Source organism: Bacteroidales bacterium (genome assembly GCA_035299085.1).
Classification (GTDB): domain Bacteria; phylum Bacteroidota; class Bacteroidia; order Bacteroidales; family UBA10428; genus UBA5072.
In genome coordinates this window covers 114,969-135,594 of sequence record DATGXG010000014.1, presented here as the reverse complement: position 1 = coordinate 135,594, position 20,626 = coordinate 114,969, and the positions used below count along the sequence as shown (strand labels likewise).

Below are 20,626 nucleotides of genomic sequence, written 5' to 3'. Positions count from 1 at the left end.
TCACAATTTATCAACAGGCCGCTACTAATGATGACTTGTTTCTCCTCGTCATTATTACACAGAGAACCACTGAGCAGACACAGAGAACCACTGAGATAACAGATTTCTCTCCGTGAAACTCTGTGGTACCTCTGTGAACCTCTGTGTAAATGTATTGATGACAAATATCAATATCCAACTCACAGAATGAGTAATAATTGTCATTTTTTTACCGGCATTGCTTTTATAACTTTGTAAAAAAAGGAGATTACTATGCCAGCATCCGGATTTTTCAATGTTCCCGACCCCCGTAATGAGCCGGTTTTAACATACGCTCCGGGTACTAGGGAAAGAGAAGATTTAAAGAAACAACTGAGGGATTACCGCGAAAACCCCATTGAAATACCTATGTTTATTGGTGGTAAGGAGGTTAAAACCCAGCAAACCATTGATATCAATCCCCCGCATGATCATCAGCATCTGCTCGGTAAATATTTCCAGGGCGATGAGAAAGATGTGGCCTCTGCAATTGATGCCGCTCTCAAAGCCCGTGAAGCCTGGGCATCTCTATCATGGGAAGCCCGCGCATCAGTGTTCCTGAAAGCAGCCGACCTTCTTTCGGGACCATACAGGCTTAAGATCAATGCTGCCACGATGCTGGGTCAGAGCAAAAACATTTTCCAGGCTGAAATTGATGCTGCGTGTGAGCTTACCGACTTCCTCAGGTTCAACGTCAAGTTCATGACCGACCTGTATAAATTCCAGCCTTATTCTCCTCCCGGTGTATGGAACCGGATGGACTGGAGGCCGCTTGAGGGTTTTATTTTCGCTCTTACACCTTTTAATTTTACATCCATTGCAGGTAACCTGCCCACTTCGCCGGCTATGCTCGGCAATGTGGTTGTATGGAAACCGTCGAAAGCACAGGTATACTCGGCAAAAGTAATCATGGATGTGCTCAGGGAAGCGGGATTACCTGACGGTGTTATTAATATGGTATTTGCCCCTGGCCCTGTAGTGGGAAAGGTAGTCCTTTCACATCCCAGGTTTGCCGGAATACACTATACCGGGTCAACCGAGGTATTCCAGGATCTGTGGAAGACAATCGGGAATAACATTCACCAGTATCATACCTATCCGCGTATTGTGGGTGAAACAGGCGGAAAAGACTTTGTCATGGTTCACGAAACCGCCGACCCCAGGGCAGTTGCAACAGCACTGGCCCGCGGCGCTTTTGAATACCAGGGACAGAAATGCTCGGCCGTTTCAAGGGCTTATATTCCCGATACCCTATGGCCGAAAATCAAGGATATGCTTTTGTCCGACCTGGCCTCTTTCAGTATGGGCGGACCTGAGGATTTCACCAACTTTATCAATGCAGTTATTGATGATGGATCGTTCACAAAGCTCAAGAAAGTGATCGACCGGGTGAGCCGTGAGAAGAAGGCGAAAATCATTTCAGGCGGAAAAACATATAAGAAGACCGGCTATTTTATAGAACCCACTGTGGTTCAGACAGAAGACCCAATGTATTTTGCCATGCAGGAAGAGTTTTTCGGGCCTATCCTCACCTTGTATGTTTACCCGGCAAAGAAATTCGAACAAACATTGGAAATTTGCGATAAAACAAGCATATACGCACTTACCGGATCAATATTTGCACGCGACAGAGAAATTATAGAACTGGCGTCGCGTAAGCTTATGAATGCAGCCGGTAACTTCTATATCAATGATAAACCCACGGGAGCTGTGGTTGGTCAGCAACCCTTCGGAGGAAGCCGTGGTTCAGGAACTAATGATAAAGCAGGATCGGCCATCAACCTGATGAGATGGCTTTCGCCCCGTTCCGTTAAGGAAACCTTCCTGCCGGCCGATGATTACCGGTATCCATTCATGTTTGAAAGGTAATCATCAGAGCAGGGGCAACACCTTTTCCAGATTATTACTACGGGAGCCTTTAACGAAGACAAAATGTCCGGTTAAAGGCTCTTTTTTTAATACATCGGTAAGATCATCCACTGTATTGAAGTACAGGAAGCCGGCCTTTTCCGCAAAAGGTTCAAAGGATTTACCTACGCAAATCACCCTGCTACTGCCGGAGGCTTTAAGCATGTCAATGATTTCACGGTGTTCACCGGCTGACGATTCCCCCACCTCGCGCATTTCCCCGAGAACAAGAATTTTATTACTTCCTTCAATGTTGAGAAATTCGGATATTGCTGCAGCCATGCTTGAAGGATTGGCATTATAGGCATCCATGAAAACCGTATTATGCGCAGTGCTGATCAGTTGTGAGCGGTTGTTTTTGGGTTCGTATGATTCAATTCCATTTTTAATGGATTGATCACTGATATTGAAAAACTGCCCTACACACACAGCCGCCAGCACATTCTCTGCATTATATCGCCCGGCGAGTTTTGTATGGATAGTTAATTCCTTTGTTCCGTCAGTAACATTAAGATTCAGGAAAGGATCGCTTTCTGCTTTTGTAAGCCGCCATCCCGTATTCCCGTTATATCGTACCACATGCTGATAGTTTGACGCCACAAGCGGAGGAAGCAACGGACTTCCCTCATTCAGGAAGAGTGTTTTGTTATGCTGAATAAGATGATTGAAGAGTTCGCCCTTGGCCCTTGCAACACCTTCAAGGCCACCGAAGCCTTCAAGATGTGCTTTCCCGGCATTCGTTATCAGTCCGCAATCGGGTTCTGCAATATCCGCGAGCATTTTTATTTCACCCGGGTGATTGGCACCCATTTCAATAATGCCCACTTCAATCTCATTTCCAATGGAAAGCAATGTAAGAGGCACTCCTATATGGTTGTTCAGGTTGCCTTGTGTGGCGTATACCTTGTACTTTTGTGATAAAACAGCTTTGCAGAGTTCCTTTGTAGTTGTTTTGCCGTTTGACCCGGTAATGGCCAGAACTTTAAAACCGGATTGCTGCCTGTGATACCTCGCCAGGTCCTGCAGCGTCTCAAGTACATTTTTAACCCGTATTACCCGATCAGAATCTCCTGCCACATCCTCATCCACAACCGATGCAATGGCGCCTTTTTCCAGAGCCTGAAGGGCAAATGCATTTCCGTTAAACTTATCGCCTTTCAGTGCGAAAAAAACAGAACCGGCCGGTACGTTCCTGGAATCGGTAGAAACCAACCGGTGTTGAAGATACAGTGAATACAATGCTTTCAGATCCATAGGGGGGGACATTTTTGATAAACAAAAATAATGCATCTGACTGACAAATAACAAAAGACCCCGTGGAATCCACGGGGTCTGAAAATCGATATCAGGAATAATTAACCTATTTTTTTCTGCCAACTTCTGCCTGGCTTCCAACGCGAATCATAGCGCAACGGAAACCAAGGTCATCACGTGACTGCTCTTCATCAAGGTAGCGGCGGGTGCCCGGACTGAGCCAGTATGCACGGTCACGCCATGAACCACCTTTGTATACACGCGTTTTGTCGGTTATCAATGAAGTTTCAAAACCGGGGGTTTTTGAATCATACATACGCTCGGAGTTGGAGGACTGTGTCTTGGCATCTGCCGTCCACTGAGTTCCGTCAATTACGCTTGATTCATAATCACCGTCCTTATAATTCTTATAGTACGATTTTTTATAATTCCACCTGTTGATGGCTTCTTCTGAAGTCACATCCCTGTAACGAAGCCTTCCAAGGCTGTCCTTTCCGGCTACGTTTCCTTCTTCATCCGTTTCGAGAGTCTGGAATACATTGCCACGGAAGGGATTGAATTCATCCACATCCTGTGAAGTCTGGGGACGATATACGTCGAGTACCCACTCATTTACGTTTCCTGCCATGCAATACAGACCGAAATCATTGGGCCAGTATGATTCAACAGGAGCAGGAATACTTGCATTATCATTCAAACCGCCTGCGGTACCCATCATATCACCACGACCACGAACGAAGTTGGCGCGCATTTCACCTCTGTCGGCTTTCTCGTCATTTCTGAGGTTATGGCCATCCCATGGATAAATACGACGTTCGTAAACACGTTCTTCATATGTATTGCCAATCAGGGCAAGAGCAGCATATTCCCATTCGGCTTCGGTCGGCAGCCTGTACTTGGGTAACAGCATACCATCTTCGATCTTCACTCTTCTGAATTCCTGGTTCGGATCAATGCTCTTTAGGTTCTGGTTAACAAGACCTTCATATTGTCCTGCCAGGTAAGCTTCAGTGTTGAAATTTTCTTTTCCAAGCTGATTCGGATCGGGTTTCAGAATGCCCTCTCGGATCAGGATGCCTTCATTTACCCTGTCAGTACGCCATGCACAATAATCGGATGCCTGGACCCAGCTAACACCTACAACAGGATATTCATTATAGGAAGGATGCCTGAAATAATACTGAACATAAGGTTCATTGTATGCCATAGGCCTTCTCCATACGAGAGTATCAGGCAATGCTTTTTTGTAAACAAGGGGATAATCAACAAATACCCTGCTTATCCAGTGAAGGTATTCCCTGTAGTCCACATTTCTAACTTCGGTCTGATCCATGTAGAACGAACTAACAGTAACTCTCCTCGGGGCATTGTTCCAGTCGTAAGTAACATCCTGTTCAACACGACCCATTGAGAAAGTACCTCCCTCGATCAGGACAAGTCCGGGTCCGGTTTCCTGTTCGCCTCCGCTGATCACTTCGAATCCGCCATTTTCGGCTTCGTTATAGTCCCAGCCGGTCGTTGACGAAACACTTGAACTACCGCCCTTTGAACAGCCTGCCAGTATAAGCGCCAGCGCGGGAATAGTCAGAAATGCAGAAAACTTAACTTTCATGTTATTGATTTTTATTTTCAAAAATATAAAATAATTTATTCTCTTTATTATCAGTTATCAACGTTTAGTAAGCCGGACATTCACTTTTTCTGAACCTTTTTACTTTGTGTTGATCATTATACTTGAAGCGATATAAAAAGGTTACTTCATGTGCAGCCAATTTTGTTGACAAAGAATTAAATTTTTTCAGATTAACGTCATAACTGTAAATGATATTGTATTTTTCCCATGAAATTCCCGCTGAAACTATAAAAGCATCCATGCTCAGGCTGGTGCTGTTTCTGAACCAGCCGCCGATAAGAAACTTCTCAGCCATGTTAACATTCGTTCCCCAAATAATTTCATTGTTATTCTGCTGCTTTGAAAAATACACAGCCGGTTCCAGTGTAAAATCGGAATAGCGGTTATTTCCACCCACAACACCTGATACAAATGCCGTATATTTTAAAGGTAACCGGGCGCCGTAGAGTGAACTTTCAGTATTTGAAGGCCTTGTAAGGTGACTTGCCGAAACTCCGAATGTAAGAAACCCATCATGCCTTGCAATGAAACCCACTGAAAAATCGGGATAACTCCTGTCATAACTTGCAAAATTGGTGTTTCCATAACTGTATCCCAGGTCATTCAGAATATCCGAACGAAAAAGAAGCTGGCTGGCATCAAAATGCCTGATCACCCATGAAGCGCTTAAGCCTGCACCAACCTGCCAGTTCCTGTCGAGCTTTATCAGGTAGCTGTATTGCAATGTGGCGGCAGCCTGGCTGATAACACCTCCTCCCTGGACATCATTTGTGAATCCCATGCCGAATCCGCTGTTCCATGAGCTTACAGGTACAACCAGATCGGCGCCATAAGTTACAAACGTGGCTGAAATGCCGGGCCACTGATTACGGTATACCAATCCGGCCTCCGGTGATGCCGGCAATGAAGCATAACCCGGGTTTACATGCACCATGGTGGGCATGAACTGGGAGAAATGAAAATCCTGACCGGCCATTATGGTTCCGGTGAGCATAAAAAGGGCTGATATCAGGACTTTTCCTCTGTTCATGAATGGTGTTAAGTGCCTGTAAAACTATAATAAACTTTTCTTGTTTTTAAGTTTACGTAATAATAATTGTATTTTTGAAACGTTCAATAAGCCGGATTATTTCTGTAAGCCTGAAATTTCTGGTTTATGGGCACCGATAAACCTTTAAAATTATGATCCGCCTGCTGACATTTCTTACCATTATAAATATATTCTCCTTTTTGTCAGCACAGCCATACGCTCCTGCCAGCCGAAATGCTGTTTTTGAACCGGCCGCCTCATCCGTGCTTGCAGAGGGCAAATGGTTTAAAATGAAAATCACATCCACCGGAATTTACAAACTGACATATGAGGACCTGCAATCCATGGGATTCGTCAATCCTTCAGCTGTGCGTATTTTCGGAAACGGCGGTGCCATGCTTCCTTTGATGAATTCCGACAGCAGGTATGATGATCTTGTCGAAAACGCGGTTTACCGTTACACCGGCACCGACGGAGTCTTTAACAAAGGCGATTACATTCTGTTCTATGCTACCGGAACCGTTAAATGGAATTACAACCTTACCACTTCGATGTTTGAGCAACAGCTGCACCAATACAGTGAGGCAGCCTGGTATTTCGTTACGGATGCGGCAGGTACAGGCAAAACAATAGCTGAAAGAAATGTATTAACAGCCACATCCGGAACTGTAGTTACGTCATTTGACGATTATTTATTTCATGAAAAGAATAAATACAATGTACTGAAATCAGGCAGGCAATGGTTTGGCGAAAGGCTGGATTTAAAAGCCTATGATACCACTTTTATATTTCCCAACCTGGTAACTGCAACACCGGTTAAAATCAGGATAAATGTTTGCGGCCGGTCGGGTGTACAAAATACTTTTACTATTTCACTGAATGATGCCGTTATCGGCAGTTTACTGGTGGATACGGTTGATCCGAAAATAAAGACCGGTTCTTATGGTAATCAGAAAAACACACTTTTTTCAAAAACTGTAACCAGCGATAATGTAAAAATAAGGGTTTCCTATAACCAGGTTTCCGGCGATGACGAGGGCTATCTTGACTATATCACTGTAAATGCACGCAGGCAGCTTGTACTCAGCGGCGATGCAATGTTCTTCAGGGACCGCACAAATTCAGGCATTCATAGTGTAGTCACTTATAACCTTGCAAATTGCAATGATCAGACCGAGATCTGGGATCTGACCGATCCGTATAACATTGTTAAAGTGCCGGCACAACTGAATGGCACAACGCTGTCATTCACCGACAGCACGTACATTCTCAGGGAATATGTGGCCTTGAAAAAAGGAGCCGCATTTCAGAAACCGGTTACCGACTCAAAACAGGCCGGTGTGGGAATCGTGACAAACCAGAATTTACATGCCATCGGATCCACGCAGATGCTGATTATAACCCACCCTTTGTTTATACAGGCTGCCGACAGCATTGCTGAATTTCACAGAAATCTCGACGGGCTGTCAGTTGCGGTAGCCACAACCGAACAGGTTTACAACGAATTTTCATCAGGAGCCCCTGATATAAGCGCCATACGCGACTTTGCGCGTATGATTTACAAAAGGGGAAGCGGTGACGACAGGCTGAAATACCTGATGCTGGTCGGCGACGGGTCTTATAATAATATATCGAATGTGGCGGGAAATGCGAACTTTATTCTGACCTACCAATCAGAAAACTCGTTGAATGCAAGTTTTTCATACGTTTCGGATGACTTTTTCGGTATACTCGGAGAAGGTGAAGGGGGAACTTCAAAGATGGAAGATTTCAGCCTTGATCTTGGAATCGGACGTCTGCCGGTCAAGACTGAAGAAGAGGCAATGAATATCTACAGGAAATTAAAAAACTATACAAATAATAAAAACAAGGGCGACTGGCAGAACAATATTCTTTTTGCTGCAGACGATCAGGACGGAAACCTGCACATGACGCAGGCAAACGAACTGGCCACATGGGTTGACAACAATCACCCTGAATTTGCCGTAAAGAAAGTCTTTCTGGATGCCTATCCACAGGTTTCTTCTTCATCAGGCACCCGGTACCCCGATGTGAACCGTACCCTTACCGAAAATTTTGAAAAAGGCCTGTTGATTTTCAATTATACCGGTCATGGCGGAGAGGGGGGCCTTGCTGATGAAAGGATCCTGATGCGTGAAGACCTTTCCTCACTTACCAATTTCAACCGGTTACCACTATTTATGACGGCAACCTGCGAATTCAGCCGATTTGACGATCTCACACGTGACGGCGATGGCAACATTACTGAAAGTACGTCTGCAGGTGAATATTCCATTCTCAATCCCCGGGGTGGCAGTATCGGGCTCATTACAACCACCCGGATTGTATACTCGAATGAAAACCATGCGCTGAACTCAAGGTTTTACCAGATTGCCTTTACAAGGGATGCTTCGGGAAATTACTACAGGCTCGGAGACATAATACGGCTTACTAAAAACGTACTGAACGACAGCCGTAACAAACTCAATTTTACCCTTCTCGGTGATCCTGCCCTTCGACTGGCAATTCCAGAATACAATGTCGTGACGGATTCAGTGAATCATGTGCCGGTCACAGAACCCATTGATACGCTAAAGGCTTTTTCAAGGATCATGGTTACCGGACATATTGAAAACAACAGCCATCAGCTGATGCAGTCATACAACGGGCTGATTTTCCCCTCGGTGTATGATAAAGCCAAAACCATTACAACCCTTGCAAATGATGTCAGCTCCCAGCCTATGCAATTCACTACACGTGAAGACTTGTTATACAAGGGAAAGGCAAGCGTTTCCAATGGCCGGTTCACATTTGAATTCGTTGTACCCAAAGATATAACCTACAACTACGGAGAAGGGCGGATCATTTATTTCTCCGATACCCAAAACCAGGACGCAAAAGGTGAGTTCAGCGGCATTGTAATTGGCGGAACCGACCGGAATGCCGAACAGGATGTGACAGGACCTGAGATCTCCCTGTATCTCAACGATGAATATTTTAACGATAAAGGAATAACCAATACGAGTCCGGTAATTTATGCCCTGATATCAGATGAGAGCGGAATCAATACGATTGGTAACGGCATCGGTCATGACATTACAGGCGTAATTGACGGGGATGTAACCAACCCGGTTATAATGAACGAATATTTTCAGGGTGATCTCAACAACTTCAGTTCGGGCACAGTGGCATACCCTATGACCGGTCTTTCCGAAGGCATGCACTCTTTGACTCTTAAGGTTTGGGATGTTTACAACAATTCATCCGAAGCATTTATTGAATTCAGGGTGATTCCTGGTGATGAGATGATGATAACCCGCTTGGGTAATTACCCGAATCCTGCGCGCGATCACACAATATTTACTTTTGAGCATAACCAGCCTGCAGAAGAAATTACTGCAGAAATAACTGTCTATGACCTTCAGGGACGGATCATCTACAACTATTCCGAGGTGATACAATCAACTGGTTTCAATACTTCATTACCGGTTTGGGATCTCAGGGATTCAAACGGTAACCTTATTAAACCCGGAATTTATCCTTACCGCATCAGGTTAACCAGCGACAAAGGAATGTCAGCCGAGAGTTTCCAGAAACTTGTTGTCTTCAGATAATAAAATTGAATTTTGGTTGTTTATTAATGCTGTGTAGGTATTACCACGTTAATTTTTTTAACTTTGTGAACTTTAATTTTCAAACGAATGATTTATAGAAGGTTAATTCTTATTAGCTGTTTAATTATTGTTGTATTGAGCGCTTCTGCGCAAACAACGTTTAATCCGGTTTATTCAACTATACCCTACCTGACCATTACCCCTGATTCACGCGGAGGCGCCCTTGGAGACCTCGGAGTGGCTACATCGCCCGATGTGAATTCACAAAACTGGAACGCGGCCAAATACGCCCAGATAAAAGAGAAGTCCGGAGTTACTACTTCCTTTACTCCCTGGCTGAGGACCCTTGTAAATGACATCAACCTGTTATACCTGGCAGGATTCTATAAATTCGACGACAGGCAGGCAATCAGCGCCTCACTCAAATACTTTTCAATGGGTGAAATTACAGCAACCGATGAAGACCAGGTACAGCAGGGAACATTCAACCCCAATGAATTCTCGGTAGATATCGGGTATTCAACACTGCTGGCAAGACATTTCTCAGGTGCCCTTGCTCTGAAATTCATTCGTTCGGATATAAACGGTGGTAAAAGCTTTGGCGGTGCACAGTATAATCCCGGTTACTCTTATGCTGCTGATCTTGGATTTTATTACCAGAAACCCATGGACATCGGCTCTCTGCCGGGTGAATTCGCATGGGGTATCAGTTTCCTGAACCTGGGTACAAAGATATCCTACACTGACGGTTCCGACAAACAGTTTATACCGGCCACATTAAGGCTCGGCATAAGGCAGACCCTGCAATTGGATGATTATAACTCAATTACCGGTTCGGTTGAACTCAGCAAACTGCTGGTTCCTACCCCTCCGATTTATGAAGACAGTGTAATCGTTTCAGGGAAACCCACTCCTTCATCACTGCCACAAAGCTGGATCCAGTCGTTTTATGATGCCCCCGGCGGATTTAATGAAGAAATGAAAGAAATTATGTATTCGGTGGGACTTGAATACTGGTATCGTGAACAGTTTGCCATACGCGGCGGGTATTTTCACGAAAGTGAAATGAAGGGAAACCGGAAATACTTTGCACTGGGTATAGGTCTGCGTTTGAATGTATTCTTTATTGATTACTCTTATCTTATATCAACTACAGGAAAAAGCAATCCCCTGGCCAACACCATGAGGTTTACGATAGGATTCCTGTTTAAAAAGTAATTCCTATGTCTCTGCCGGTCCGTATCGGTTTCGGATATGATGTGCACCAGCTTGCCGAAGGCCGAAAGCTGATTCTTGGCGGAGTCGAAATTCCTCATAGTAAAGGATCCGTTGCCCATTCCGACGGCGATGTGCTCATCCATGCCATCTGCGATGCTTTGCTTGGCGCAGCAGCGCTGCGTGATATCGGTGTGCATTTTCCGGACACTTCAGATACCTATAAGGATATCAGCAGCCTCATCCTGCTTAAAAAGACAATGGACCTGCTGGCTGAAAAAGGATGGGAACTGGGAAACATTGATTGCACCCTTTGTATGCAGCGGCCTAAAGTAAAGGATTATATTCCCGGAATGATCAAAATACTGGCCGAAACGATGGGCTCCGCAACTGAAAATGTTTCGGTAAAGGCCACTACTACTGAAAAACTTGGATTTGTAGGGGAAGAACGCGGTATTTCCGCTTATGCAGTGGCCTTAATTCAGAAAAAGGTATGAGCAAAATGGTTGTACTGGGTGCAAGCGACAATCCCGAGCGCTATTCGTTCAAGGCTGTCACCCGGCTGGTGAAAAACAATTATGATGTGGTAGCCATAGGAAAGCGGAAGGGTTTTATTGGTGAAATTCCCATACAAACAGGACAGCCTCCCATTCCCGAGGTTCATTCGGTGCTTATGTATGTGGCGCCTTATCACCAGGGTGAGATTTTTGACTACGTGCTCTCCCTCCGTCCGAAAAGAGTAATCTTCAACCCCGGCACTGAAAGTCCTGAATTCGAGGAAATGCTTGAAAGTTACAATATAAAAATTGTGCACGACTGCTCGCTGGTGATGCTGGCAATGGGAAGATTTTGATTACTTTTGTCCCCGAAATCAAAAACTCACCATCCATGAAGGCATATGTATTCCCCGGTCAGGGTGCCCAGTTTGTAGGTATGGGCAAAGATCTGTATGATAATCACAGCCAGGCAAAAGAACTTTTTGAGAAGGCCAATGATATACTCGGATTCCGTATCACTGACCTCATGTTTGCAGGAACTGATGAAGACCTGAGACAGACCAAAGTTACCCAGCCCGCCATATTTCTTCACTCGGTAATTCTTGCCAAAATGATGGGCGATGCATTCCAGCCCGATATGACAGCCGGTCATTCACTCGGCGAATTTTCAGCCCTTGTGGCCGCCGGTGCACTGTCGTTTGAAAACGGACTGAAACTTGTTTCACAACGTGCTATGGCCATGCAGAAAGCATGCGAAATTCAGCCTTCTACAATGGCGGCTATTCTCGGCCTCGATGATGAAGTGGTTGAAAAAGTCTGCAGTGAAATCAACGCCATTGTGGTTCCTGCCAATTATAACAGTCCCGGTCAGATCGTGATATCAGGATCCATCGAAGGAATTGACCAGGCCATCGAAAAATTAACCGCTGCCGGAGCAAAAAGAGCACTGAAACTTTCTGTGGGAGGCGCTTTCCATTCACCCATCATGGAACCTGCACGCCTCGACCTTGAAAAAGCAATTGATGCCGCTGAAATAGTAAAACCCCGCTGCCCGGTATACCAGAATGTAACGGCAAGTCCGTCAACTGATCCTGCCGTTATCCGCGAGAACATTAAGAAACAGCTCACCGCCCCCGTGAAATGGACGCAGACAGTAAAGAATATGCTGGCCGACGGGGCCGATCATTTTTATGAAGTGGGACCAGGGACTGTTCTCCAGGGACTGATTAAAAAAGTCGACAGAAACATCGCCGCTGAGAGCGCAAAAATCTGAATCTCCGGTATCGTCTTTCCTTTTTTTTCATATCTTCAAGCCCATATTGGCTTAAGAAATGAAAAAACGTTGGATTTGGTTTATTCCGGGTGTGGTGGCAGGATTGTTGCTTTTCGGTTCGGGCTCCTATATGGTCCGCCATACTTCTGAGAATGAATATTGTGCTTCGTGTCATATCCACCCGCAGGCCACTTCTTCGTGGATGCAGTCGATGCACTACATTTCCAAATCAGGAACACAGACCAACTGCACCGATTGCCATCTGCCACCTCATGGACAGGGCTATCTCGCTGCCAAGATAAAAACAGGGGCACGTGACGTATGGTCAAAATGGACAAAAGATTCAGCTTCGTTTAACTGGGAAGAAAAAGGTCAGCTTGAGTATGCCCGTAGTCATGTGTATAATTCTTCATGCATTAACTGCCATAAAAACCTGTTCCCTCCTGAAATTACAAAGGAAGGCGCTGAAGCTCATTTATACTATACAAACTACAAAGACAAACAGGCCGACCTGCAGTGCATCAACTGCCATCTTAACGCCGGCCATTTTATTGCCGGCTATGTACACGGTGGTAATACAGGCTTCACTGCCAGTGTCACAAATGCCGAAAAATACGCTACACCGACGCCTGTATCCGGTTTCGGAAATTTCACCGAGAAAATTCCCGGATCAACAGTCTCTTTCAATATGATTGCTATTCCCGGGGGAACGTTCTCTTTGGGATCACAGTCAGATGAGCCCTTCCGCAATGCCGACGAGGGTCCGGTGAAAAAAGTGAAGATCGATTCATTTTACATGGCTGAAATTGAGGTGTCATGGGATGAATACCTTGCATTTTATGCCCAGACATCAGGCGAAGGAAGAAGCACGGACACTGAAGGTTTGAGAGCCTCAAAGACTAAAACCGATGCCATAACCGGCGCCACTCCGCCTTACGGACAGCCCGACCGGGGATGGGGGAAAGGAAAACGACCGGCCATTTCAATTAGTTATCATGCAGCTGAAACATACTGCAGGTGGCTGTCCTCAGTAACAGGCAAGAATTACAGGCTTCCCACCGAAGCGGAATGGGAATACGCCGCACGGGGCGGCACAAAAGAGCCCTATTTCTTTAAGGGAGACCCCTCAAAATTTGAGAAATCCGGCTTCAGGGCTAAAATATCCAAAAATGACACTTCGGTAATCAACACCTATGTGGTGTATGCCGAAAACAGCCGCGCCAAGACCCAGCTTCCTGAATTTGTGGCCGCGAATCCGTTCGGTCTGAAAAACATGCTGGGCAATGTAGCTGAATTCTGCAGCGACTGGTACCAGGCCGATGCTTACAGCCAGTATAAAGGCGACCTGGTTGTGAATCCGAAAGGACCGGCAACCGGAACGGAGCATGTGGTGAGAGGGGGATCCTACAAGGATGCTGCAGGAATGCTGCGTTGCGCCGCAAGGAGTTATACACGTACCGATGCCTGGCTTCACACTGATCCTCAGATGCCGAAGAGCATCTGGTGGTACTCCGATTGTTTTTACGTCGGTTTCAGGGTTGTGTGCGATTTCGATCCGTCTACAGGAAAAAAGTAAAAAGAAACGCCAGGGGGCGTTTCCTGAATACATACATAATTTTAACCAACAATAAATAATCATTCCATGAAAACAGGGATTTCACGCAGAAATTTCCTTGGCACCACCGCAGCAGCTGCAAGTCTGACAACACTGTCATTCCCTACACTGTTATCGGGATGCTCATCTGAAAAAGGAAAGACGAAGAAGACAGTTGAAGTAATGACATTCCTCGACCAGGCACCCGATGGCCCGGAATTGAAGGCCGGTCTGATCGGTTGTGGTGGCAGGGGCACCGGTGCTGCCATTAATTTCCTGAATGCAGGACCGAATCTGAAAGTTACAGCTCTCGGCGATGTATTGCAGGACAGGATTGACTCATGCCGTGAGGAGCTGAAAAAGCAGAAGAACAATGAGGTGGCCGATGAAATGTGCTTTGTGGGTTTTGATGCCTTCCAGAAAGTTATTGATTCTGGTGTTGACATTGTGATTCTGGCTACGCCTCCCCATTTCAGGCCGGATCAGTTTGAAGCCGCTGTGAATGCCAAAAAGCATGTCTTCATGGAGAAACCGGTTTGCGTTGACCCGGTAGGAGCCCGTTCAGTTATTGCTACCGCTCGTAAGGCAGCAGGCATGGGTCTTTCGGTTGTAACCGGAACACAGCGCCGTCACCAGCGCGATTATGTAGCTACTTATAAAAATGTGGCCGAAGGCATGATTGGCGAAATCGTTTCGGCAAACTGCTGGTGGAACGGTGGAAAACTGTGGCACAGAGATAAAGATGCCAAATGGAATGAAATGGAATACATGATCCGCGACTGGGTGAACTGGTGCTGGCTTTCAGGCGACCACATTGTGGAACAGCATGTACACAACCTTGACGTGATTCACTGGTTCACCGGCAAATTCCCGGTTAAAGCCGTTGGATTTGGATCAAGGCTTCGTCGTGTAACAGGCGACCAGTATGATAATTTCAGTGTTGATTTCACATTCGACAATGGAATTCATATGCACAGCATGTGCCGCCAGATTAACGGCTGTGCAAATAACGTATCCGAAAGGATACAGGGTGCAACAGGTTCTACAAACTGCCAGAACAGCATCCTTGACCTCAGCGGAACCGAACTATGGAAGTATGAATACCCGATGGGTGAAAATGGTCAGCCCGGCACTGAAGTGAAGATCAGTCCTTACGACCAGGAGCATATTGACCTTGTGACTGCAATCCGCACCGGTAAACCAATAAATGAAGCCGAGAACACTGCGATGTCCACACTTGTTGCTATCATGGGACGTGTGTCAGCTTATACCGGGAAAGAAGTCACCATGGATGAAATGATGAACTCCGATCTGAAACTGGGTCCCAAGGTATATGCATTTGGTCCCGTAGATGTTTCCAAGACCGTACCTATTGCCGGTGAAGCATATGTTCCTGGTTCACAGTCATAATGTATGAAAGCAAACAGGAGAGACTTTTTGAAAAAAGCAGCAGGAGCAGGGCTGGCCACCATGGCCGTCCCTGCAGCCTGGTCTGCAGCCAGTCCGAAGACCCCGGCCTATGCCGAGACACCTTTCAGGCTGAAATATGCCCCGTATATGGACATGTTTGAGCAGCATGCCGGAAAGGACCCGCTAGATAACATTACTTACTGCCACGAACAGGGCTTCCGGGCTATGTTCGACAACGGATTGCCCGGAAGACCCAAAGCCGACCAGGAGAAAATAGCAGCCCAGCTGAAGAAATACAATATGGACCTCGGTCCGTTTGTATTGTACGCCGACTTCTCGGTTACATCCTTTGTGCTGAACAATCCGGAAGTTAAGGAGATGCTGAGCGCTAAAATGAAGGAAGGCGTGGAACTGGCAAAACGCACCGGTGCAAAATGGGCGCTTGTGGTTCCGGGAAGGTATGATGAAAGGCTTCACAGGGATATCCAGATGGCCAACATCATCGATAACCTGAGGATGTGCTGTGATATTCTCGAACCGGCAGGACTCACCATGGTTCTTGAACCGCTGAATACGCTGCATGATCACCCGGGTCTTTACCTTACCGGCATACCCCAGGCTTATGCTATATGCCGTGCGGTAAACAGGCCTGTCTGCAAGATCGTGGAAGATATGTACCATCAGCAGATCACCGAAGGAAACATTATTCCGAATATCGATGCGGCATGGAGCGAGATTGCTGCGTTCCATATCGGCGATAACCCTGGACGCAATGAGCCTACAACCGGTGAGATGAACTATAAGAATATCTTCAAACACATTTACGACAAAGGCTACCAGGGCGTTCTGTGCATGGAGCACGGCAAAAGCCTCGACGGCAAAGCCGGTGAAGAACGGCTCCTGCAGGCATATCGTGAATGCGATGCGTTTTAAACCATCATCAACCTGTCAGCGTCCGAAGGACCTGACAGCGTTGTTTATTTGCCACCAGTTCAAAATCATAAAACGCTGACAGGTCTGCGACGCTGTCAGGTTTTACCCCGGATCCAACCTGTCAGCGTCCGAAAGACCTGACAGCGTTGTTTTAACTCACGATTCACAATATCCTAGAGACGCGATGAATCGCGTCTCTACGACGTCTCAAAAAAACATTATGAAATTCCTCCCGGCATCCCTTTTATTCGTTTGGTTTTCAATCAATGCATATTGCCAGGATAATTTCTATTCCCGCCTCTCCGACGCCGCCATCGAATTAACCCGTCAGCATGTGAATTATGATTCGCGCTATTTCACAATCAGTTATCCCAACGGCGATGTGCCTCCGGATAAAGGCGTTTGTACCGATGTGGTGATCCGGGCCTATCGAAAACTGGGAATTGACCTGCAGCAAGAGGTGCATGAAGACATGGCGGCTCATTTCAGCGTGTATCCGAAATTGTGGGGATTGCACCGGACTGATAAAAACATTGATCACCGCCGGGTTCCGAACCTAATGGTTTTTTTTACCCGCTTTGGAACCATAAAACCGGTAACCGCAAATCCGGGCGATTATATTCCAGGTGACATTGTCTGCTGGAATCTCGGCGGCGCTGTAACCCATATCGGGATTGTGGTGAACCGCAAATCGTCTGATGGCAAAAGATACCTCGTAGTTCACAACATCGGCAGAGGCCAGGTGCTGGAAGACTGCCTGTTTTCCTATAAGATCATCGGGCATTACCAGTACAGGCTGTAGGCTATAGGCTGTAGGCTGTAGCCCCGTTCGGCTAAGGCTCTGGCTTAGTCGAACCTATGCAATCAGGCTCTGCCTGATTTCCAATAAATCATCCTGAGTTAACCCGAATTGTACTTTGCATTTCCGCCTGAAATATTAACTTTATAACCGCAACCCTGGTTTGTAACCACGCTTTATCCATTAATTTTAGCCCCAGAACCACTCATGAAACTAATCCTTTTAACCCTTCTGACCCTCCTCACCTTTTCCACCCTCACTGCCCAGCAACAACAAAATGAGAACAAAATCATCTACATCGTAAATGATAAAGAGGTTAGTGAAAACTACGTCCAGGAGATGGCTGCCGCCAACCGGATCAAATCGATGACAAAAGGCACAAGCGAAAAAGGATTTGTGGCCATAATTGAATTGTATAGCGATGACGAAATGAAAGCGAGAGAAGCAGGAGCTGACAGCATTGCAGCGAAGGAACAGAAAGAAGAGGCTGAAAATGAAAGAAGGATAAAAGAATCCACATTGATACATGAAGGCGACATGGCACCGGATGTAACAATCGCGATGCTTGACGGAACACAAATAAAACTATCGGATCTGAAAGGTAAGGTTGTCCTTTTGAATTTCTGGGCTACCTGGTGTGCCCCGTGCCTGATGGAATTCAATGAAATCCCTGATAAGATCCTGAAGCCCTTTGAAGGCAAAGATTTCGTTTTTCTTCCTGTTTCCCGTGGCGAAAAACCCGAAGTGGTGAAGAAAAAGACCGAGGATCTCAAAAAGAAAGGCATCATTTTCTCCACCGGCATCGATCCTGAAAAGAAGGTGTATTCCCTCTTTGCCACCGAATTAATCCCCCGGAATTTTCTGATTGATAAGGAGGGCAAAGTTGTGTATGTGGCTGTTGGATTTGATGAGGGTGGACTGGAAGTGATTGCAGGGAAGATAAATGAATTGTTGCAGTAACACACTTAAGTTCAGAAGTACTAAAGTTTATCTATTACCATATGAAAAATAAATCTATTCTTTGTATGCTTCTGTTGATGGCTCCGTATTACAGGATACAGGCACAACAGTTATTTGAAACTCAGAAAATATTCGCATCCGATCCTGCACCTGAAGCCTATTTTGGAGAATCGGTAGGCATTTCAGGTGATTATATGGTAGTCGGGGCAACCGGTGATATTACCAACGGACAGCTTTCGGGTTCTGCTTATGTTTTCCATAAAAATGAGGGTATATGGCAACAGGTCGCAAAGCTCACTCCGTCTGATGGAAGTGAATATGATTACTTTGGTTATTTCTCGGCGATATCAGGTGATTGTATTGTTTTTGGTGTTCCTGATGATGATGATAACGGGGATAGATCAGGATCTGCCTACGTTTTTGTAAAGCCTTCGGATGGCTGGAAAGATATGACGGAAACAGCCAAACTAACTGCATCAGATGCAGCAGCAGGTGATTTTTTTGGACATAAGATTGCCATTTCAGGGGATTGCATAGTAATCGGAGCGAATGGGAATGACGATTCAGGCGAAAGATCCGGTGCAGCTTATGTATTTGTAAAACCTGCAGAAGGTTGGAGTACAATGACTGAAACAGCAAAATTAACGGCTTCAGATGCGGCGATAGACGATCGTTTTGGTTCGGTTTCTGTTTCTGATGATTATATTGTGATTGGAGCACCCCGAAATGATGATAGCGGCAGTAACTCCGGATCGGCGTATCTTTTTAAGAAGCCGGTTAATGGATGGCATAATATGACAGAAACTGCCAAATTATTACCTTCAGATGGCGCGCCCGAAGATTTCTTTGGTATTTCGGTTGGAATTTCAGGCAATACAATTGTTGTCGGTGCATTATATGATGATGATAATGGAAATAATTCCGGCTCAGCCTATGTTTTTACCAAACCGGCAAACGGTTGGAAAAATATGACGGAAACCGCAAAGCTGAAATCTTCAGACGGTGCTATTGACGATAATTTTGGAGAGAACGTTGCAGTCTCAGGTGATTTACTGATAATCACATCGCAATTTCATGGCAGTATGGGTAGTGTTTATCTTTTTAAAAAACCAGGATCGGGCTGGGTTAATGCAACAGAAACTAAAATGCTTTTAGCTTCAGATGGAGCTCCGATTCAGCATTTCGGTTCATCTGTTTCTATGGACGGCTCTAGTGCTATTGTCGGATCTCTTACCGACGATTATCTGGCATCTAACAGTGGTGCTGCCTATATTTTTGACTTATCCTCAGAAATTACAGCAGTCAGAGAATCTGACCAATCTATTTTTAGTGTATATCCTAATCCATTCAATGGTGAGTTGAGGATTAATATTACAGGTGATATAGATAAACTATGGATTACTGATATGTATGGAAAAATAGTTTATGAAAAGACACAAATGCAAAATGATGAAACATTAGGTTTATACGGCCTTAAAAGTGGCTTTTATATCCTGCATATTCAAAGAGGTGCCGAAATTATATCAGGAAAAATTGTGAAACTGTAATTCCATTTTTATTACCACAACGCTTCGGCAAGCTCAGCGACCGGGTAACAATGCCTAATTCGTAAACTGTAACTTATCGGTGTTCGGTGTTTTCAAGTCTTCTTAAATCATAAATCGGTGTTCCTTGTTCTGTGTTATTTCAGGGACTCTAGGGACCTTAGGGACTCTAGGGACTTTAGGGACCCCGAGCGACATTCAGTTTCTGAATCCGGATCCAGTATCCAGCATCGTGCTTCGTGCTCCTCGTGTTCCTCGTGTTAAAAAAATTCTTAGTGTCTTCGTGTCTTTGTGGTTATATTTTTGTTATCTTTCGTAATCTACATAAGAAACTGCCAGTCAATTCAGTGGGGGCGATAAGGAAAAAGAGGTAGAGGTAAGCAATGGGACTGACGGTCGCTGTGCGCACCCGGAAGTGAACAAAATCATAAATGATATCCAGAAATTAGAATTACAAAATATGCTCCAAAGCATCCAATTTCGGTGTATAGTAGTATATAATGTGCTTCTATAAATAAGTTGTGAACAATTTTTAGAGAGAAAAACGTTCAATAAAATCAATAACAGAAATGAGTCTAAAACTTGAAAAGGAGATACTCTATTCAATGAGTAATAATCCCTTCAATTGGAAGGGAACGTTTTATGTTAATCGTAAAGATCCACGAATTTTAGTACCGAAAAGATTACCATCATTAGGTTGGACGCTAAATTTCGGACATATAATTTCATATGTTTTAATAAGTGCATTTGTATTAGCGGTAATTGCTGCTGTATTTTTCATTAAATAATAATAAAACTGTTCACAACAGCTGGTCATACGCAATTGCCCGGCCGTGCGGGGTGCTAATGTTTGTGCGTTGGCTTCACCCGACCAGTAAGCACTCCCAAACGGCAACAGCGTATACCGTCGGGAGCGTTAGCCCTTTTTGCAGTCATCTACAACC

At 45.3% G+C, this 20,626-nt stretch carries 15 protein-coding genes; 12 read left to right on the top strand and 3 right to left on the bottom strand.

The window, feature by feature from the left end:
- Positions 1-252: 252 nt before the first annotated feature.
- A complete protein-coding gene (gene pruA, locus VK179_04175) occupies positions 253-1,887 on the top strand; it encodes an L-glutamate gamma-semialdehyde dehydrogenase (protein ID HLO57913.1) in 1,635 nt (544 codons plus the stop codon).
- Positions 1,888-1,890: 3 nt separating this feature from the next.
- On the opposite strand, the gene murF is transcribed toward pruA, so the two are convergent.
- From murF to VK179_04160, 3 genes are all read right to left on the bottom strand, one after another.
- Positions 1,891-3,180, bottom strand: a complete 1,290-nt coding sequence (gene murF / locus VK179_04170) for a UDP-N-acetylmuramoyl-tripeptide--D-alanyl-D-alanine ligase (protein ID HLO57912.1) — start codon at positions 3,178-3,180, stop codon at positions 1,891-1,893.
- 106 nt (positions 3,181-3,286) lie between these two features.
- A complete protein-coding gene (locus VK179_04165) occupies positions 3,287-4,792 on the bottom strand; it encodes an SUMF1/EgtB/PvdO family nonheme iron enzyme (protein HLO57911.1) in 1,506 nt (501 codons plus the stop codon).
- A gap of 64 nt (positions 4,793-4,856) precedes the next feature.
- Positions 4,857-5,843: a PorP/SprF family type IX secretion system membrane protein gene (locus VK179_04160; GenBank protein HLO57910.1), complete on the bottom strand. Its 987-nt coding sequence runs from the start codon at positions 5,841-5,843 to the stop codon at positions 4,857-4,859.
- A 152-nt stretch (positions 5,844-5,995) separates the two neighbouring features.
- Here VK179_04160 and porU point away from each other — a divergent pair, with 152 nt between their 5' ends.
- The 11 genes from porU to VK179_04105 all read left to right on the top strand — a co-directional run bounded on the left by porU (position 5,996) and on the right by VK179_04105 (position 19,685).
- Positions 5,996-9,457 (top strand): type IX secretion system sortase PorU, encoded by a 3,462-nt coding sequence (gene porU / locus VK179_04155; GenBank protein HLO57909.1) that lies wholly within the window; start codon positions 5,996-5,998, stop codon positions 9,455-9,457.
- 87 nt (positions 9,458-9,544) lie between these two features.
- A complete protein-coding gene (gene porV, locus VK179_04150) occupies positions 9,545-10,675 on the top strand; it encodes a type IX secretion system outer membrane channel protein PorV (protein ID HLO57908.1) in 1,131 nt (376 codons plus the stop codon).
- A gap of 5 nt (positions 10,676-10,680) precedes the next feature.
- On the top strand, positions 10,681-11,169 hold the full coding sequence (gene ispF, locus VK179_04145) for a 2-C-methyl-D-erythritol 2,4-cyclodiphosphate synthase (GenBank protein HLO57907.1): 489 nt from the start codon (positions 10,681-10,683) through the stop codon (positions 11,167-11,169).
- Positions 11,166-11,525 carry a CoA-binding protein gene (locus VK179_04140; protein HLO57906.1) on the top strand — a complete coding sequence of 120 codons (360 nt, stop codon included), beginning with the start codon at positions 11,166-11,168 and terminating at the stop codon, positions 11,523-11,525. Before ispF ends, VK179_04140 begins: the two co-directional genes overlap by 4 nt.
- A gap of 35 nt (positions 11,526-11,560) precedes the next feature.
- Entirely contained in the window at positions 11,561-12,442 is an 882-nt protein-coding gene (fabD, locus tag VK179_04135; GenBank protein HLO57905.1) for an ACP S-malonyltransferase, read from the top strand.
- Between the two features lie 58 nt (positions 12,443-12,500).
- Positions 12,501-14,018 (top strand): SUMF1/EgtB/PvdO family nonheme iron enzyme, encoded by a 1,518-nt coding sequence (locus VK179_04130; GenBank protein HLO57904.1) that lies wholly within the window; start codon positions 12,501-12,503, stop codon positions 14,016-14,018.
- 66 nt (positions 14,019-14,084) lie between these two features.
- Positions 14,085-15,446, top strand: coding sequence for a Gfo/Idh/MocA family oxidoreductase (locus VK179_04125; protein ID HLO57903.1), 1,362 nt, complete (start codon positions 14,085-14,087; stop codon positions 15,444-15,446).
- Between the two features lie 3 nt (positions 15,447-15,449).
- Complete coding sequence (locus VK179_04120; GenBank protein HLO57902.1) at positions 15,450-16,379, top strand: TIM barrel protein; 930 nt, start codon at positions 15,450-15,452, stop codon at positions 16,377-16,379.
- Positions 16,380-16,599: 220 nt separating this feature from the next.
- The gene (locus VK179_04115; protein ID HLO57901.1) at positions 16,600-17,181 is read left to right on the top strand and encodes a DUF1287 domain-containing protein; all 582 of its coding nucleotides are present in this window, start codon (positions 16,600-16,602) and stop codon (positions 17,179-17,181) included.
- A 204-nt stretch (positions 17,182-17,385) separates the two neighbouring features.
- Positions 17,386-18,138, top strand: a complete 753-nt coding sequence (locus VK179_04110; GenBank protein ID HLO57900.1) for a TlpA disulfide reductase family protein — start codon at positions 17,386-17,388, stop codon at positions 18,136-18,138.
- Positions 18,139-18,179: 41 nt separating this feature from the next.
- Complete coding sequence (locus tag VK179_04105) at positions 18,180-19,685, top strand: T9SS type A sorting domain-containing protein (protein ID HLO57899.1); 1,506 nt, start codon at positions 18,180-18,182, stop codon at positions 19,683-19,685.
- The last annotated feature ends 941 nt before the right edge of the window (positions 19,686-20,626 follow it).

Coding starts and splice junctions, on each gene's coding strand:
- pruA (HLO57913.1), top strand. CDS start 253: ATGCCAGCATCCGGATTTTTCAATGTTCCCGACCCCCGTAATGAGCCG.
- porU (HLO57909.1), top strand. CDS start 5,996: ATGATCCGCCTGCTGACATTTCTTACCATTATAAATATATTCTCCTTT.
- VK179_04130 (HLO57904.1), top strand. CDS start 12,501: ATGAAAAAACGTTGGATTTGGTTTATTCCGGGTGTGGTGGCAGGATTG.
- VK179_04140 (HLO57906.1), top strand. CDS start 11,166: ATGAGCAAAATGGTTGTACTGGGTGCAAGCGACAATCCCGAGCGCTAT.
- VK179_04160 (HLO57910.1), bottom strand. CDS start 5,843: ATGAACAGAGGAAAAGTCCTGATATCAGCCCTTTTTATGCTCACCGGA.
- VK179_04165 (HLO57911.1), bottom strand. CDS start 4,792: ATGAAAGTTAAGTTTTCTGCATTTCTGACTATTCCCGCGCTGGCGCTT.
- porV (HLO57908.1), top strand. CDS start 9,545: ATGATTTATAGAAGGTTAATTCTTATTAGCTGTTTAATTATTGTTGTA.
- ispF (HLO57907.1), top strand. CDS start 10,681: ATGTCTCTGCCGGTCCGTATCGGTTTCGGATATGATGTGCACCAGCTT.
- VK179_04110 (HLO57900.1), top strand. CDS start 17,386: ATGAAACTAATCCTTTTAACCCTTCTGACCCTCCTCACCTTTTCCACC.
- VK179_04105 (HLO57899.1), top strand. CDS start 18,180: ATGAAAAATAAATCTATTCTTTGTATGCTTCTGTTGATGGCTCCGTAT.
- fabD (HLO57905.1), top strand. CDS start 11,561: ATGAAGGCATATGTATTCCCCGGTCAGGGTGCCCAGTTTGTAGGTATG.
- VK179_04120 (HLO57902.1), top strand. CDS start 15,450: ATGAAAGCAAACAGGAGAGACTTTTTGAAAAAAGCAGCAGGAGCAGGG.
- murF (HLO57912.1), bottom strand. CDS start 3,180: ATGGATCTGAAAGCATTGTATTCACTGTATCTTCAACACCGGTTGGTT.
- VK179_04115 (HLO57901.1), top strand. CDS start 16,600: ATGAAATTCCTCCCGGCATCCCTTTTATTCGTTTGGTTTTCAATCAAT.
- VK179_04125 (HLO57903.1), top strand. CDS start 14,085: ATGAAAACAGGGATTTCACGCAGAAATTTCCTTGGCACCACCGCAGCA.